This window comes from Nitratireductor alexandrii, assembly GCF_004000215.1.
GTDB classification, from domain to species: domain Bacteria; phylum Pseudomonadota; class Alphaproteobacteria; order Rhizobiales; family Rhizobiaceae; genus Mangrovimarina; species Mangrovimarina alexandrii.
In genome coordinates this window covers 308,148-323,720 of record NZ_RBVY01000002.1, presented here as the reverse complement: position 1 = coordinate 323,720, position 15,573 = coordinate 308,148, and the positions used below count along the sequence as shown (strand labels likewise).

General features: G+C 65.6%; 16 protein-coding genes and 1 tRNA gene. 7 read left to right on the top strand and 10 right to left on the bottom strand.

The window, feature by feature from the left end; genetic code table 11:
* The first annotated feature begins 154 nt into the window (after nt 1-154).
* The 6 genes from EP380_RS05260 (at nt 155) to EP380_RS05235 (ending at nt 5,714) form a co-directional block, all read left to right on the top strand.
* On the top strand, nt 155-1,579 hold the full coding sequence (locus tag EP380_RS05260; protein ID WP_106570006.1) for a helix-turn-helix transcriptional regulator: 1,425 nt from the start codon (nt 155-157) through the stop codon (nt 1,577-1,579).
* Between the two features lie 111 nt (nt 1,580-1,690).
* A complete protein-coding gene (locus EP380_RS05255) occupies nt 1,691-2,062 on the top strand; it encodes a response regulator transcription factor (protein ID WP_106569901.1) in 372 nt (123 codons plus the stop codon).
* Nucleotides 2,049-2,330 (top strand): hypothetical protein, encoded by a 282-nt coding sequence (locus EP380_RS05250; protein ID WP_127597176.1) that lies wholly within the window; start codon nt 2,049-2,051, stop codon nt 2,328-2,330. Before EP380_RS05255 ends, EP380_RS05250 begins: the two co-directional genes overlap by 14 nt.
* Nucleotides 2,330-5,038 carry an ATP-binding protein gene (locus EP380_RS05245; RefSeq protein ID WP_127597174.1) on the top strand — a complete coding sequence of 903 codons (2,709 nt, stop codon included), beginning with the start codon at nt 2,330-2,332 and terminating at the stop codon, nt 5,036-5,038. Before EP380_RS05250 ends, EP380_RS05245 begins: the two co-directional genes overlap by 1 nt.
* Before the next feature lie 80 nt (nt 5,039-5,118).
* A tRNA-Pro gene (locus tag EP380_RS05240) sits at nt 5,119-5,195 on the top strand.
* 153 nt (nt 5,196-5,348) lie between these two features.
* Nucleotides 5,349-5,714: a putative quinol monooxygenase gene (locus EP380_RS05235; protein WP_238719739.1), complete on the top strand. Its 366-nt coding sequence runs from the start codon at nt 5,349-5,351 to the stop codon at nt 5,712-5,714.
* A gap of 138 nt (nt 5,715-5,852) precedes the next feature.
* Here EP380_RS05235 and EP380_RS05230 read toward each other — a convergent pair whose 3' ends face one another.
* The 6 genes from EP380_RS05230 to EP380_RS05205 form a co-directional block, all read right to left on the bottom strand.
* Nucleotides 5,853-6,383 carry a MerR family transcriptional regulator gene (locus EP380_RS05230; protein ID WP_106572468.1) on the bottom strand — a complete coding sequence of 177 codons (531 nt, stop codon included), beginning with the start codon at nt 6,381-6,383 and terminating at the stop codon, nt 5,853-5,855.
* Between the two features lie 173 nt (nt 6,384-6,556).
* Entirely contained in the window at nt 6,557-6,883 is a 327-nt protein-coding gene (locus EP380_RS05225) for an integration host factor subunit alpha (protein WP_106572289.1), read from the bottom strand.
* Between the two features lie 103 nt (nt 6,884-6,986).
* Nucleotides 6,987-7,958, bottom strand: a complete 972-nt coding sequence (locus EP380_RS05220) for a beta-ketoacyl-ACP synthase III (RefSeq protein ID WP_106572290.1) — start codon at nt 7,956-7,958, stop codon at nt 6,987-6,989.
* Between the two features lie 10 nt (nt 7,959-7,968).
* Nucleotides 7,969-9,033: a phosphate acyltransferase PlsX gene (plsX, locus tag EP380_RS05215; RefSeq protein ID WP_106572291.1), complete on the bottom strand. Its 1,065-nt coding sequence runs from the start codon at nt 9,031-9,033 to the stop codon at nt 7,969-7,971.
* Between the two features lie 108 nt (nt 9,034-9,141).
* Nucleotides 9,142-9,696, bottom strand: coding sequence for a YceD family protein (locus tag EP380_RS05210; RefSeq protein WP_127597170.1), 555 nt, complete (start codon nt 9,694-9,696; stop codon nt 9,142-9,144).
* Nucleotides 9,697-9,700: 4 nt separating this feature from the next.
* Complete coding sequence (locus EP380_RS05205; RefSeq protein ID WP_106572293.1) at nt 9,701-10,255, bottom strand: ubiquinol-cytochrome C chaperone family protein; 555 nt, start codon at nt 10,253-10,255, stop codon at nt 9,701-9,703.
* A 104-nt stretch (nt 10,256-10,359) separates the two neighbouring features.
* Here EP380_RS05205 and EP380_RS05195 point away from each other — a divergent pair, with 104 nt between their 5' ends.
* Complete coding sequence (locus EP380_RS05195; RefSeq protein WP_106572295.1) at nt 10,360-10,884, top strand: outer membrane protein assembly factor BamE; 525 nt, start codon at nt 10,360-10,362, stop codon at nt 10,882-10,884.
* Between the two features lie 104 nt (nt 10,885-10,988).
* Here EP380_RS05195 and EP380_RS05190 read toward each other — a convergent pair whose 3' ends face one another.
* From EP380_RS05190 to EP380_RS05175, 4 genes are all read right to left on the bottom strand, one after another.
* Nucleotides 10,989-13,127, bottom strand: a complete 2,139-nt coding sequence (locus tag EP380_RS05190) for a sodium-translocating pyrophosphatase (RefSeq protein ID WP_106572296.1) — start codon at nt 13,125-13,127, stop codon at nt 10,989-10,991.
* 136 nt (nt 13,128-13,263) lie between these two features.
* Nucleotides 13,264-14,490, bottom strand: a complete 1,227-nt coding sequence (locus EP380_RS05185) for an MFS transporter (protein ID WP_127597168.1) — start codon at nt 14,488-14,490, stop codon at nt 13,264-13,266.
* Nucleotides 14,490-14,987 carry a transcription antitermination factor NusB gene (gene nusB / locus EP380_RS05180; RefSeq protein WP_127597166.1) on the bottom strand — a complete coding sequence of 166 codons (498 nt, stop codon included), beginning with the start codon at nt 14,985-14,987 and terminating at the stop codon, nt 14,490-14,492. The genes EP380_RS05185 and nusB overlap by 1 nt, the downstream gene beginning before the upstream one ends.
* A 2-nt stretch (nt 14,988-14,989) precedes the next feature.
* The gene (locus EP380_RS05175) at nt 14,990-15,445 is read right to left on the bottom strand and encodes a 6,7-dimethyl-8-ribityllumazine synthase (protein ID WP_127597164.1); all 456 of its coding nucleotides are present in this window, start codon (nt 15,443-15,445) and stop codon (nt 14,990-14,992) included.
* Between the last annotated feature and the right edge of the window lie 128 nt (nt 15,446-15,573).

Genomic DNA, 15,573 nt, shown 5'->3' with positions numbered 1-15,573 from the left:
TGCGGCGATGCATGCCGGCCGCCCGCTCCCCTTTCTGCGCAAATTCAGTCAATTTCACAATAAGCCTTTGGTTTATATAGAAATTTCTGTAAATAACTTGCGCTCTACTCCGAAAATTGTGTAAACAATTCACAAAAATAGCGGATTGCCGACGATGACCAAGACGCTTTCGGGGTTGAAAATCAGGGTATTGCGCAAGCAGCGCGCCCTCACCCAGGCCGAGCTCGCCCGGCGCGCCGGGATTTCCGCTTCCTACTTGAACCTGATCGAGGCCAACCGCCGCCCCGTGACCGCGGCCGTGCTCGAACGCCTCGCCGCCGGTCTCAACACCGGACGAGAAACGCTCGACGGGCAGGCGGAGAAACGGCGCGTCGACGATCTCAACGAGATCGCCGTCGATCCGGCGATCGGCGCGGCCGCGTTACCGCCGCACGGCGCCGAGGAACTGGTCGGCCGCCTGCCGGACTGGGCAGGCCTTTTGTTGCGGCTCTACAGTGTCTATCGCGATCGCAACGAGGCGGTCCTGGCGCTGGCCGACCGTCTCAACCGCGATCCCTTCCTGGCCGACAGCGTGCACCGCATGCTGACCAGCGTGACGGCAATCCGTGCAGCGGCCGAGATTCTGACCGACGAGGAACGTCTCGACCTGCCGAGCCGGCGGCGCTTCCTCGACATCATCGCCTCCGACAGCGCCCGCCTGTCCGACACCGCCCAGGCGCTGGTGGACTTTTTCGGCAGCGCCCATCAGCGGGTGCGCTCGGCCACGCCGATGGAAAGCGTCGACGCCTTTATCGCCGAAACCGACAATTTCTTTCCCGACCTCGAGGCGCTGGCGGCCGGCCTCGGCCATGGCGACGGCCCGCCGGGCGGCGGGGCCGGCTTCCGCGACCCGTCCAGCCGCTTCGCCCTGGTCAAGGAGACGGTCCACGGGACCGCGGGCGACCCCATAGCGCGGATCGTGCAAAACCACCCCGCACTCGGCTCGGAGACGGCGCGCACCCTCGCCGCCGCCGCGCTCGAAAGCTATGTCGCCGGCGCGATCCTGATGCCCTACGATGCCTTCCTGCTGGCGGCGCGCGAGAGCCGCTACGACATTGACGCGCTGATGCGCCGGTTCGGCGTCTCCTACGAACAGGCCGCCCACAGACTTGCGACCTTGCGCAGGCCGGGCGCGGAGGGCGTACGGTTTGCCTATATGCGCTCCGACCCATCGGGCTATGTCACCAAGCGCCTGCCGCTCGCCGCCCTGCCCCTGCCGCGTTACGGGACCGCCTGTCCCTTGTGGGCGGTTTACGCCGCCTTCCAGAGTCCCGGGGTCACCGTCCGGCATTACGGCCAGCTGCCGTCGGGCGAGAGTTTTTTGTTCTTCGCCCGCGCGGTCGACAAGAGCACGGCCGCGATCGGCAGGCCGCGCAACCTGCAATCGATCATGCTTGTGTGCCAGGCCGCCGAGGCCGACGCGACGGTCTACGGGGACGGCATCGACCGGAACAGCGCAACGCTCGCCGTCGGCACGGTCTGCCGGCTGTGCCCGCGCCAGGACTGCAGCCACCGTCAGGAAGCTCCGCTGATCGGCTGAACTCCGGCACCTGCCGGGCCTTGTCGCGGCGCGGCGTCAGACAAAAGGCGAATGTTTGAACACCGCCGATGCGTGTAGGTAAAACCGCAAAAATAAAAGAGGGAACGGGGGGTGGAGCGGACACGCGTCCTGATCGTCGAAGACGAGCCCAATATCGTTGAATCGCTGCGTTTCATTCTCGAGCGCGCCGACTTTGCCGTGGAGGCGCTCGCCAGCGGCACGGACGCGCTCGACCGGCTGCGCCGCGGCCGGTTCAGCGCAGCCATCCTCGACGTCATGCTGCCGGGCATGAACGGTTTCGAGCTGCTGCGCGCCATCCGCGCCGATCCCGCCCTGAAGCGGCTGCCGGTTCTGGTTCTTACCGCCAAGGGCCAGGCCGCCGACCGGCGCATGGCCGAAACGATCGGCGCCGACGCCTTCATCACCAAACCGTTCTCCAACGCCGACGTCGTGGCGCGGGTGCGCTCCATTGTCGGCGCGTGACACTGAGCGCCGCGGCGGCGACGACAAGCGCGGCACGCGCGACCTGGCCTCGGTTCTGCCGTTCGCGGCCATATTCTTGTTCCTGCCGCCCTTTGTCCTGACCTTCACCGCCCCCCTGGCACTGGGCGGCATTCCGCTGATCGTGCTTTACATCTTCGGCGTGTGGGCGCTGGTGATTTTGTGCGCGGCCATCGTGGCGAGCCGACTCGCAGGCGCCGGCGCGCGCGACCAGGCTTTCCGGCGGCCAGACGAGCCGGCGAAAGACTGATGCTGTCGGCCGATCTCGTCATTGTCGCGTGCATGGCCTATGTGGCGCTGCTTTTTGCGGTCGCCTTTTTCGGCGACCGTCGGGCGCGGCGCGGTCCCGGCGGATGGCTGTCGTCGCCGCTGGTCTACACGCTGTCGATCTCGATCTACTGCACGTCGTGGACGTTTTTCGGCGCGGTCGGTTCGGCGGTGCGCAACGGGCTGGAATTCGCCACCATCTATATCGGCCCGACGATCGTGTTCGTTGGCTGGTGGGTGTTTCTGCGCAAGCTGGTCGCGGTCGGACGCACCTACCACACCACCTCGGTCGCCGATCTGATCTCGGCCCGGTTCGGCAAGAGCTCGGCTCTCGGCGCGCTGGTCACCATCATCGCGGTGGTTGCCGCCACGCCCTATATCGCGCTGCAACTCAAGGCGCTGACGGCAAGCTTCCAAGTGCTGACCTATCCGGCTGGTGCCGTCGCGGCCGCCAATCTCAACCTGAAACCCGATTTTGCGATCGCGTTCTGGGTCGCGGCCGGATTGTGCGCCTTCTCGATCATTTTCGGGGTACGCAACATCAACGTCAACGAGCGCCACCACGGCGTGATCGCGGCGATCGCGGTCGAGGCGGTGGTCAAGCTGGTGGCGCTGGTGGCGGTGGGGCTTTGGGTCGTTCTGGGCAATGAAGGCGGACCGACGGCAATGTTCGCGGATGCGCCGGCCAACCTGACCAACCCCGCCGACACGTTCGGCAGCCGCTGGGTGAGCCTCGTCATTCTGGCCGGCGCGGCGGTCATCTGCCTGCCACGGCAGTTCCAGGTCACGGTGGTGGAAAACACCAGCGAGCGCCAATTGCGCACGGCCTCGTGGCTGTTTCCGCTCTACCTGTTCCTGATCTGCCTGTTCGTCATTCCGATCGCGCTCGCCGGCCTGCAGCGCCTGCCGGAAGGCTCGAACCCCGACCTGTTCGTGCTCACCCTGCCCTTCAGCGCCGATCAGGGCACGATCGGCCTGCTGGCCTTTCTCGGCGGTTTTTCCTCGGCCACCTCGATGGTGATCGTCTCGTCGATCGCGCTGTCGACCATGATCTCCAACCATCTCGTCATGCCGCTGGCGCTCAGCCTGCGCCTCGCCCCCGACGCCAGCGCCCGGCTGATGCGCCGTTTCATCCTGACGGCGCGCCGCGTCAGCATCGTGTTCATCGTGTTTCTCGGCCTGCTCTATTATCGGCTGAGCGGCAGTTTCGACGCGCTTGCCGCGATCGGGTTAATCTCCTTTTGCGGCGTGGCGCAATTCCTGCCAAGCTTGGTGGGTGGGCTCTACTGGCGCCGCGCCACCCAAGCCGGAGCATTGGCGGGGCTTGCCGCCGGTTTCGCGATCTGGGCCTACACGCTGTTCCTGCCCAGTTTCGAAGGCGCCTTCCTGCTGCCGGCGAGCGCGATCGCCGACGGCCCGTTCGGACTCGGCTGGCTGCGGCCGCACGCGCTGTTCGGCCTCAGCCGGCTCGATCCGCTGGTGCATGCCCTGTTCTGGAGCATGACGGCCAATCTGGCGCTGTTTTTCGGCGTGTCGCTGCTCACCGATCCGACCCCACTCGCCCGCTACCAGTCGCGCCTGTTCATCGACATTTTCCGGCGCCAGACCGAGAGCGAGCTCAGCGTCATGCGGCGCACGGCCAAAATCCGCGATCTGCGCGGCATCGCCGACCGCGTTTTGGGGGCCGGCGAGGCAGTGTCGCTGTTCGCCTCACAAAACACCCGCGACCACGCCATGACCGCCAGCGACGAGCTAATCGCCACCGTCGAACAAAGGCTCGCCGCCAATGTCGGCGCCGCCACCGCACGCGCGCTGGTGTCGTCGGTGGTCACCAGCGAGACGATCAGCGTGGAAGAGCTGAAGCGGCTGGCCGACGAGACCGAACAGATCCGCGCCTATTCCGAAGAGCTGGAGCAGAAATCGCGCGAGATCGAGGCGACGGCCGACGAGCTCGCACGCGCCAACCGGCAATTGCGTGCCATCGACGAGCGCAAGGACGAGTTCCTGAGCCAGGTGAGCCACGAAGTGCGCACGCCGATGACGTCGATCCGTGCCTTCAGCGACATTCTTTTGCAAACCCCGGACATGCCGGCGGCGCAAAAGCAGCGCTATCTGCGTGTCATCCAGGAGGAAAGCCTACGGCTAACCCGCCTACTCGACGGCATTCTCGACCTCAACCAGCCCGGCGACAGCGGCGCGCGCGCGACGCCGGCACCGTTCGATCCGGAGCTGGCGCTCGACCAGGCGCTGGCAAGCTGCGAGGCGCTGGCCCGCGCGGCCGGGGTCGGCATCGTCCGCGCAAAACGCGCGCGCCGGGCCATCGTCGACGGCGACCGCGACCGGCTGGCCCAGGTATTCGTCAACCTGCTTTCCAACGCCATCAAATATAACGGCACCCGCGCGCCCGAGGTCGTCATCGCCAGCCGCGTGCGCAAGGGGCGCTACGAGGCGACCGTCAGTGACAACGGGCCCGGCGTACCCGAAGCCGAACGCGAGGCGATTTTCGCCAAATTCGCGCGCGGCGCCGCGGCCGGCCAGACCGGCGCCGGGCTCGGGCTCGCCATCAGCCGGCAGATCGTGACCGGTTTCGGCGGCACGCTGACGGTGGCCGAGAGCCCGCAGGGCGGCGCCGCATTCACCGTCAGCCTGCCGGTCGCACAACCGCAAAGCTCGGCCGGCACGACCGACTGAGAGTTCCCCAGCGCAACTGCGATCGACGGCCGTTTTTCGCTTGCACGCGCATGGTCGAGCCTTTAAGGCTTGCCCCGGTTCGGAGCGTAGCGCAGCCCGGTAGCGCACTTGACTGGGGGTCAAGGGGTCGTGGGTTCGAATCCCGCCGCTCCGACCATTTTTTTAAGTGTATGACCCGGAGACATAGGTAACAGTCTGTACCTAAGACATGGGTGACACTGTCGCCGGGGTGGTGCTGCCTCGTGGACAGGCGTTGCGGCCCTTTGGCCGTGCGCGCTATGCTCGCATCGCACAGGCCCGGGAGCACAGCGTGAGCGCGTACAGCATCATCGTCGAATATGAAACGGTCGAGGGCGGCGAAGCCGAATTCTGCGCGCTGATGGGCGAGCATGCCCGTCGCACGCTCGACGACGAACCGGGCTGCCTGCGTTTCGAGCTTTTGCGGCCGATCGACGAGGACGGCCGGCCGATCGCCCGCCGGTTCATCGTCAGCGCGCTCTATGCCAACCGGTCGGCACTGGCCGCGCACCGGCGCACGCCGGGCGTCCAGCGCCTGCTGACGGCGATGGAGCCGTTCGTGGTCAAACGGCGGCCGACCATTTCACAAACCGTGTTCCCGGCAGAGACGGATCACGGGCTGCGGCCGGAAGAGCTCAACGCCGCCAATGACGGCTAGGCGGACCAACCGCCGAAGGCTTTAGAATCGATCCGCTGTTCACGGAATCGCACAGCGGCCCCACCTTATTGTTTGACGCGTTTCCGAACGGCGAACCGGCTTCCACTTCGCCTGGAAACGCTCTCAGCGACGATCGCCTCAGCGCACCTGATCGAGCAGGCGCTTGCATTCCAGAAGGTCGAACAGCGCCTCCTGCAGGAGCGCCCGGTTGTCACGCGAAAGCCTGCCCTCGCCCTGGACGGGGCTCTCCTCGTCGGCCTTGCCCAGCCCGAAAAACCGGCGACTCGGCTTGGCCTTGGGCTCGCCGACCAGCATCTCGTCGTCGGCGGGTTTGGGGGCGGCCGGAGCCGGTGCCTCGGCCTGCTTGCGCTTGGTGATCGCCTCCGCGGCGGCGAGGTCGCCGGCGCCGATGGCGGCCACGAACTGGACGCCGTTTTCGCGCAGCAATTTCTGAACGCCCTTGATCGTGTATCCCTGATCGTAAAGCATGCGCTTGATGCCCTTGATCAGATCGACATCCTGCGGACGGTAATAGCGCCGCCCGCCGCCGCGCTTCATCGGCTTGATCTGGGCGAAGCGGGTTTCCCAGAACCGCAGTACATGTTGCGGCAGGTCGAGATCCTCGGCCACTTCGCTAATGGTTCTGAACGCGTCGGGGCTCTTGTCCATGGCATGCTCCAGCAAGGACGTTCCTCCGATTCGGTCCCTATTTCAGCGGTTTGCGCAAAAATATTCAAGCCGTTGCGCGGTCCCGGCATACCGGCGCCAATGCTCGGCGCGGCCATCCAGGGCGCGGCACTGCCGACGCACGGCGATCCGGCCCGAACCGATCGGCGGCGGTTTTATTTCTTTTCGCCTTTGACGCGCAGCGCCTTATGCGCGCGCAGAATGCGGCTCTTGAGCACATTGGAGGCTTTGAAAGTCATGACCTTGCGCGGCAGGATCGGTACTTCCTCGCCGGTCTTGGGATTGCGGCCAATCCGTTCGTTCTTCTCGCGCACCTGAAACGTGGCGAAGGAAGACAGCTTCACGGTCTCGCCGCGCACCACCGCGTCGCAGATCTCGTCGAGCACCATTTCGACCAGCTGTGCCGATTCGGTCCGCGACAGCCCCACTTTGCGGTAGACCGATTCAGCCAGATCGGCGCGCGTAATGGTCTTTCCCCCCATTCGGTCGTCCAGTCTCGCTCAGAATTGCTAGATTATTCAAAACCGAAGGGACGTTAGGGAATCAGCGCACCCAGGTCAAGAACCGGCAGGCACGACGGCGCCTCTACCATCGTAGCAGCACCGCGCCCCAGGTGAATCCGCCGCCCATCGCCTCGAGCAGGACCAGGTCACCCTGGCGAATCCGCCCGTCGCCCACCGCGCAACCCAAAGCGAGCGGCACGGAGGCCGCCGAGGTGTTGCCGTGCAGATGGACCGTGGTCACCACCTTGTCCTCGGCGATGCCCAGCTTCTTGGCCGAGGCGTCGATGATGCGCTTGTTGGCCTGATGGGGAACGAACCAGTCGAGATCGTCCGCGCTCACGCCGCCGGCGGCGAAGGTCGCTTCGACGACGTCGGTGATCATGGCCACGGCATGCTTGAAGACCTCGCGTCCCTGCATGCGCAGATGGCCGACCGTGCCGGTGGAGGACGGCCCGCCATCGACATAGAGCTTGTCCTTGTGTGCGCCGTCAGACCTAAGGCTTGCGGCCAGGATGCCGCGGTCGGCCACCGTGCCCTGCCCCTCCGTCGCTTCCAGGACCACCGCGCCGGCACCGTCGCCGAACAGGACGCAGGTGGTGCGGTCGCTCCAGTCGAGAATCCGCGAAAAGGTCTCGGACCCGATGACGAGAACCCGCCTCGCCTGCCCGCCGCGGATATAGAGGTCGGCCGTCGTCATGGCATAGACGAAGCCCGAGCACACGGCCTGCTGATCGAAGGCGAAGCCGTGATGCATGCCCAGGCGCTCCTGGATCTCGACGGCGGTCGCGGGAAAGGTGTGGTTGGGCGTCGACGTCGCCAGCACGATCAGATCGATGTCGTCGGGCGTCATGCCGGCAGCGGCGAGCGCGTTGCGCGCCGCCGCCTCGCCGAGAGAGGCCGTGGTCTCGTCGTCTGAGGCGATATGGCGCTGACGAATGCCGGTGCGCTGGACGATCCACTCGTCGGAGGTCTCGACCATGCCCTCGAAGTCGGCGTTGCGCATGACACGCCGAGGCAATGCGGTTCCGACGCCGCGCACGACTGATCGTATCATTCCTGTATTCCTAAATATCGCCCGTGGCGGTTTGTTTGCCCGCGCGCTCGCCGGCCGACCGCTGAGAATGAAAAAGGTCGAGATCGGCCCTGATCTTCTCGATCAGGCCGTTGCGCGCCATATCGTAACCGAGTTCCACGGCGGCGGCGAAACCCTCATCGTCAGTGCCGCCATGGCTTTTGACGACGATGCCGTTCAGCCCCAGGAACACGCCGCCATTGATCTTGCGGACATCCATTTTCTCACGCAGGCGCTGAAAGGCGGAGCGCGCGAAAACATAACCGATCCTGGCGAAAAGCGTGCGGCTCATGGCGCTGCGCAGATATTCGGCCAACTGCTTGGCCGTACCCTCGGCCGATTTCAGGGCGATGTTGCCGGCGAAGCCTTCGGTGACGACGACGTCCACGGAGCCTTTTCCGATATCATCGCCTTCGACGAACCCGTGATAATCCATCGTCCTGAGATCAGCCTCGCGCAACAGCCGGCCCGCTTCGCGCACGTCTTCCTGCCCCTTGATCTCCTCGACGCCGACATTGAGCAGGCCGATGGTCGGCCGCTCGAGATCGAACAAGGCGCGCGCCATCGCCGCGCCCAAGATCGAAAAATCGATCAGTTGATGGGCATCGGCGCCAATGGTGGCGCCGACGTCGAGCACGATGCTTTCGCCGCGAACGGTCGGCCAGATGGCGGCGATCGCAGGGCGTTCGATGTCGGCCATGGTGCGCAGGCAGAATTTCGACATGGCCATCAGCGCGCCGGTATTGCCGGCCGACACGCACACGTCGGCCTCGCCCTTCTTGACGGCTTCGATCGCCTTCCACATCGAGGACTTCCACCGTCCCTGGCGCAGCGCCTGGCTCGGCTTGTCGTCCATGCGCACGGCGACCTCGCAGTGCACGAAATCCGAAACCGCGCGCACGCGCGGATGTTTGTCCAGGACGGGAACCACGGCGTCCTCACGCCCGAACAGCATGAAACGCGCGTCGGGGCGCCGCTCGACCACCTTTTGGATGCCCGGAATGATGACGGACGGTCCGTGGTCGCCGCCCATGGCGTCAATGGATATCCTGATCACGCCTGTCTCATCTCATATCTGACGATGGTCGAACCTCCGAAAGCCCGGCGAAAATAGCGCTTTTGAAAGCCGGCACAACCGGATTCGCCGGAACAAAGCGCACAGTTGTCAGCTTTTGCGCTTCAAGGAAAGCAATTTCGCGAAGGGCGATTCCTGCTCCTGGGAACCCGACGGGCCTTCGGCAATCTGCGACATCGGCGCGTTCTCGCAGCGCGGGTAAGGATCGAGGCCGAGCGCGAAATATTGTTCGGCAAGCGCACCGACATCGATCGAATCGCCCGAAAACGTCTCCGGCGCGTCCTGGCCCTCCGGGTCGAGGAGGATTTCGCCCTCCGCCGACAGCGCCGGCCGGGCCAGGCGCGAGGTTTCGGGCACGAACAGCGCCTCAAGCGCTTCCTCCACCCGAGCCTCAAGCGGCTCAAGCGTCACCACGCAGGTCTGCACGATGTCGGCCGAAACGGTGCCGACCACCCGCACGCCGTCAGCGCGCCAGGCCGATACGTTCAGCATCGCGCGAAAATCGCGCACCGCCTGCAGGCCGTGGGTGACGGCCAGGGCCGCCTTTTGATCCCCATCGGCAACGATCGAAACCGGCATGCCCTTGCGCGGCAGCGTACGGATGTTGACCCGAAAGGAGAGCGGGCTTTCGACACTGTCCGTCATCGTCTCACGCCTCGGTCTTGCGCTCCGCGGCCGTCGGGAAGGCGATCTCGCCGCGCAGCAGGCTTTCGCTGTCCTGGCCGGCCAGTGCCAGATGCGCGGCCATCACATAATCGGCCAGCGGCGCGGCGCCCTGCCACTCGGCAATGTCGGGCCGGATATTGCGCGCCAGCGCGGCCGCAAGTGCGCTCCGGTCGCCCGACTCGATCGCCTCGCCATAGGCGCCGGCGCGGCCGTAGAACATGCGCGCCAGTTTTTTCACGCGCTTGGCAATGCCCAGGTCACCGATGCCGAGTTCCCGTAGCGAATGGTCGACGTCGCGGAAGAACTCGTCGGTCAGATCCTGCACCAGTTCCGACAGCGGCGCGCCGTCCGGCCGCGCCCGGTGCATCAGCAAAAAAACATGCAGGGACAGCATCTCGAAGCGGCCGAGCGGCGTATCGGGCACCGACCAGCTTTCATAAGGAACCGGCTGCCGCGCCGCCGCCACGATTTGCCGGTAGAGTTTTTCGACCACGGCCTGGTTCGGTTTCGGGGCGAGGCCGAGTAGTTGTTTGAGCATGCCGGATCACTCCCTGGTCCGCCTCACGAGAGTGGGCCTGTTGCATCGGCGTGTAAGCTGGTTTACCGAGTTCGCGCTGCGGCGCAAGTCGCGAAGCGTCTTTCATGGAGATGTCGTTGCTTCCAGTCAATTTCAATGGGGACAAACGCCGGCGCTACCTCCTTGCCGCCCTGGCGGCCGGAATCCTGCCGCTTGCCGGCTGCAACGCCGCCCAGACCCTGAATCCGCGCGAAACCCTCACCCAGGGCTATGTGGTCGACGAGGAGGCGCTCGAGCTGGTGCCGGCCGGCTCCAGCCGCGAGCAGGTGTTGCTGGCGCTCGGCACGCCCTCAACCACGGCGACGTTCGACAACGAGGTTTTTTATTACATCTCGCAAAAGCGGGTGCGCCCGGTCGCCTTCATGCGCCCGCGCCTGGTCGACCAGCGGGTTCTGGCCGTCTATTTCGGCGATGACGGCCGCGTGGCGAGCCTGTCCAATTACGGGCTGCAGGACGGCAAGGTGTTCGACTTCGTGTCCAGGACCACGCCGACCGGCGGCAAGGACCACACGTTCGTCGGACGTCTCCTGTCCGGCCTCGGCAGCGGCAAGCCGCCGCCCAACGGTCCGTTCGGCGGCCCGCCGGGCTAATCCCGAACCCGGGTCGACGGCAGCCAAAGCCGGACCGCCAAACCAAACGAAAACCCCGCGGGATCGCTCCCGCGGGGTTTTTGCTTGATGTCGCTTGTCTGCTGTCAGTGCGCCAGGACGGCGAGCAGCAGCAGGGCGACGATGTTGGTGATCTTGATGGCCGGGTTGACGGCCGGACCGGCCGTGTCCTTGTAGGGATCGCCCACCGTGTCGCCGGTGACGGAGGCTTTGTGCGCGTCGGAGCCCTTTTCGTGCTTGACGCCGTCCTTGTCGACGAAGCCGTCCTCGAAGCTCTTCTTGGCGTTGTCCCACGCACCGCCGCCGGACGTCATCGAAATCGCGACGAACAGGCCATTGACGATGACGCCCAACAGCGACGCACCGAGCGCGGCGAAGGCGGAAGCCTTGGAGCCGGAGATCAGGTAGACGCCGAAATAGACCACCAGCGGCGCCAGAACCGGCAACAGGGACGGGATGATCATTTCCTTGATCGCCGCCTTGGTGAGCAGATCGACGGCACGCGCATAGTTCGGCTTGGACGTGCCTTTCATGATGCCCGGATCGTCGCGGAACTGCCGACGCACCTCCTCCACGATCGAGCCCGCCGCGCGACCGACGGCCGTCATGGCGATACCGCCGAACAGGTAGGGGATCAGGCCGCCGAAGATCAGGCCGGCCACCACATAGGGGTTGGACAGCGAGAACGAGACGTCGCCCATATCGGCGAAATAGGGGAAGGTCGCGCTGTTGGCGGCGAAATATTCCAGATCGTAGGAATAGGCCGCAAACAGCACCAGGGCGCCGAGACCGGCCGAGCCGATCGCATAGCCCTTGGTGACCGCCTTGGTGGTGTTGCCAACCGCGTCGAGCGCGTCGGTGGTCTGGCGCACTTCCGGCGGCAAATCCGACATTTCGGCAATGCCGCCGGCATTGTCGGTGACCGGGCCGAAAGCGTCGAGCGCGACGATCATGCCGGCGAGGCCGAGCATGGTGGTGACCGCGATCGCGGTGCCGAACAGGCCGGCGAGCTGGAAGGTGGAGATGATGCCGGCGATGATGACGATCGCCGGCAGGGCTGTCGCCTCGAGCGAGACGGCCAGCCCCTGGATGACGTTTGTGCCGTGGCCGGTGACCGACGCCTGCGCGATCGAGTTGACCGGGCGCTTGTTGGTGCCGGTGTAATATTCGGTGATCACCACGATCAGCCCGGTCACGACCAGGCCGACGACGCCGCACACGAACAGGTTGGTGCCGTTGACGGTGGTGCCGTTGGCAAGCGCAAGGTCGCCCCAGCCGATGGTCAGCGAGGTCGCCGCGCCAATGCCGATGACGGTCAAGATGCCGGTCACGATCAGGCCCTTGTAGAGCGCGCCCATGATCGAGCCGTTGGCGCCGAGCTTGACGAAGAACGTGCCGACCACCGAGGTGATGATGCACGCGCCGCAGATCGCCAGCGGATAAAGCATGACGCTGCCCAGAACCTCGGTGCCGCCGAAGAAGATGGCGCCGAGCACCATGGTGGCGACGACCGTCACCGCGTAGGTCTCGAACAGGTCGGCGGCCATGCCGGCACAGTCACCGACATTGTCGCCGACATTGTCGGCGATGGTGGCCGGGTTGCGCGGATCGTCCTCCGGGATGCCGGCTTCGACCTTGCCGACGAGATCGCCGCCGACATCCGCACCCTTGGTGAAGATGCCGCCGCCGAGCCGGGCGAAGATCGAGATCAGCGAGGCGCCGAAGCCGAGCGAGACCAGGGCGTCGATGACGGCGCGGTCGGACGGCGCGTGGCCCATCGGGCCGATCAGCACGTAATAATAGACGGCGACGCCGAGCAGCGCGAGGCCGGCGACGAGCATGCCGGTGATGGCACCGGACTTGAACGCGATGTCGAGACCGGCCGCCAGGCTGTTGGAGGCCGCCTGTGCTGTGCGCACATTGGCACGGACCGACACGTGCATGCCGATGAAGCCTGCGGCACCCGACAAGATCGCGCCGATCAGGAAACCGACCGCGGCCGCGCCCGACAGCAGCCACCAGGCCAGCAGGAACACGACGACACCGACGATTGCGATGGTGGTGTACTGCCTGTTCAGATAAGCCTGCGCCCCCTCCCGAATAGCGCCGGCGATTTCCTGCATGCGCTCATTGCCCTGATCGGCCGCAAGGACCGATTGCGTCGCCCAGATGGCGTAAAGGACAGAGAGAAGGCCGCAGGCGATGACCACATACAGTATTGTCATTGCCAATTTCCTCGAGTTTGGCCCAGAAAACCCCTCCCTGGGCCGTTGAAGGAAGATCGGTCACCGCCGAGACATGGCGGATTCCGACCAGTCGCCGCGGCTTATGCGAAACGGCCAGGGCAACGTCAAGGTTTTGTTAGAGTTTTGCCCCGCTTTCGCCACGAATGCGCCGCGCGGACAGGCCGAGCACGACGAGCGCGGCGATACACACGAACACGACCGGGAAGATGATCCAGTTGAGCATGTCCCATCCCCAGGCGTTGTAGACCTGGCCCGACATCAGCGAGGCGAAGGCGACGGAGCCGAACAAAAGAAAATCGTGGACGCCCTGGACCTTGCCCTTCTCAGCGTCGGTATAGGTCTCCGAGACCATCGCGGTGGCGCCGATAAAGCCGAAATTCCAGCCCACGCCGAGCAGGATCAGTGCGCTCCAGAACTGCCACAGCGCGATGCCGGACAGGGCCACGACGGCGCAGCCGACGAGCAGGATCAGACCGGTCGCCACGATGGCCTCCTTGCCGAAGCGGGCGATCAGCCGGCCGGTAAAAAAGCTCGGCGCGAACATCGCCATCACGTGCCAGGAAATGCCGAGCGCGGCCTCGTCGGGCGAAAAGCCGCAGCCAACCATGGCAAGCGGCGCGCCGGTCATGACAAACGTCATCAGCGCGTAGGAGCCGACCGCGCACACCAGCGCGACGATGAAACGCGGCTGCGAAAAAATGGTGCCGAGCGGGCGAACCGGCGCAACCATTTTTGCCGACGCCACGGCCTGGCGGTCATGCAGGCGCAGGAAGGACAAAATGACGGCTCCGAGCGCGGCCAGGCCGATCACGGCGGCAAACGAGCCGGCGAACATGACCGGGGCAAACAGGTTTCGGGTAAAGATAACGACCTGCGGGCCGACGATCGCCATCACAACGCCGCCGGCAAGTACGGTGGAAATCGCCCGCGCCTTGAACTGGGCGGGCGCGTTGTCGGCGGCGGCGAAGCGGTATTGCTGGACCGACGCCCCGCCGATACCGATGATCAACAGCCCGAGCGAAAACAGCCAGAAATCGCCACGGAACAGGGCGAAGGTGGCAAGCGCGCCGCCAGACGCGGTGGCCAGCGTGCCGGACAGAAAACCGTTGCGCTGTCCGAAGCGGCGCACCAGCCAGGCGAGCGGCAAGGCGCCGAGCGCGACACCGACCGTATAGGCCGTGACCGGCGCGGTGGCGAGCGACTTGTCCGCGCCGAGCAGGTAGTGGCCGGCCAGCCCGCCGATCGAAATCGAGACCGGGGCGGCGGCGCCGACAATCGCATTGGATGCGGCAAGGATGAGCGCGGTGCGACGCGCTTCGCGTGCCTGCGCTTCGACCGTCATCAGGCGTCCCTGCCCCGCCCCTCGCCACGCAAACGCCGCGAGACGCGGTCGAGCACGGCATTGACCAGCTTCGGCTCCTCCTCGACGTAGAAGGCCTTGGCGATATCGACATATTCGGACACGATGACGGCGACCGGCACGTCGGCGCGTTTCATCAATTCGAAAACGGCGGCGCGCAGAATGGCGCGCAAGGTCGTGTCCAGGCGCGACAGCGGCCAGTCCTCGGTCAGGGCCTGGCGGATCACCGGATCGACCGTCTTCTGGTTTTCCACGACGCCGGCCAGAATGGCGCGGAACCACTGCGGATCGGCCTCGCGATAGAGCGCGCCGTCGAGTTCCTTGCCGAGACGGAAGGCTTCGTATTCGGCGGTCGTCTCCAAAAGGCCGCTGCCGGCGACGTCCATCTGATAAAGCGCCTGGACGGCGGCGAGCCGCGCCGCGCCGCGCTTGTTCGCGGGGCGCCCCAGCGATTTGTCGTTGTCGGTGGGCGCGGTCACGGTCAGGCTCCGAGCCTTTCGCGCACGGCGATCATGGTCAGCGCCGCACGCGCGGCAAAACCGCCCTTGTCGCCTTCCGTGCGCCTGGCGCGCGCCCAGGCCTGTTCCTCGTTCTCGACGGTGAGGATGCCGTTGCCGATGGCGATCGATTCCTCGACAGCGAGGCCCGTCAGGGCGCGGGAGGATTCATTGGCAACGATGTCGAAATGATAGGTCTCGCCACGGATGACGCAGCCCAGCGCGACAAAACCGTCATAGTCGGTGCCGCCCTCCTCGGCGCCGTCGAGCGCGAAGGCGATGACCGCGGGGACCTCGAGCGCACCCGGCACGGTGACGACGTCATAGCTGGCGCCGGCCTCCTCGCACGCGGCCTTGGCCCCCTCCAGCAGCGCATCCGAAATCTGATCGTAGAAGCGCGCCTCCACGATCAACAGATGTTTTTTTCTGGCAGCGCTCATGGGGTCTCTCCGCGTGAGCGGCTGACTTAGGCCGAACCGCGTTGGCACGCAAGCGCGAGTTTGCGGGCCAGCCGGCGGCGGCGATGATTGGACACAAAGTGCCGGCGGCAGCGCGTGCGGCGCAAGTT

Bases quoted from the DNA above. Each gene is read 5' to 3' on its own strand.
- EP380_RS05190 (WP_106572296.1), bottom strand. From the start codon at position 13,127: ATGACAATACTGTATGTGGTCATCGCCTGCGGCCTTCTCTCTGTCCTT.
- EP380_RS05220 (WP_106572290.1), bottom strand. From the start codon at position 7,958: ATGATACGATCAGTCGTGCGCGGCGTCGGAACCGCATTGCCTCGGCGT.
- EP380_RS05225 (WP_106572289.1), bottom strand. From the start codon at position 6,883: ATGGGGGGAAAGACCATTACGCGCGCCGATCTGGCTGAATCGGTCTAC.
- EP380_RS05230 (WP_106572468.1), bottom strand. From the start codon at position 6,383: ATGGACAAGAGCCCCGACGCGTTCAGAACCATTAGCGAAGTGGCCGAG.
- EP380_RS05175 (WP_127597164.1), bottom strand. From the start codon at position 15,445: ATGAGCGCTGCCAGAAAAAAACATCTGTTGATCGTGGAGGCGCGCTTC.
- EP380_RS05185 (WP_127597168.1), bottom strand. From the start codon at position 14,490: ATGACGGTCGAAGCGCAGGCACGCGAAGCGCGTCGCACCGCGCTCATC.
- EP380_RS05205 (WP_106572293.1), bottom strand. From the start codon at position 10,255: ATGCTCAAACAACTACTCGGCCTCGCCCCGAAACCGAACCAGGCCGTG.
- EP380_RS05210 (WP_127597170.1), bottom strand. From the start codon at position 9,696: ATGACGGACAGTGTCGAAAGCCCGCTCTCCTTTCGGGTCAACATCCGT.
- EP380_RS05245 (WP_127597174.1), top strand. From the start codon at position 2,330: ATGCTGTCGGCCGATCTCGTCATTGTCGCGTGCATGGCCTATGTGGCG.
- EP380_RS05195 (WP_106572295.1), top strand. From the start codon at position 10,360: ATGGAGATGTCGTTGCTTCCAGTCAATTTCAATGGGGACAAACGCCGG.
- EP380_RS05260 (WP_106570006.1), top strand. From the start codon at position 155: ATGACCAAGACGCTTTCGGGGTTGAAAATCAGGGTATTGCGCAAGCAG.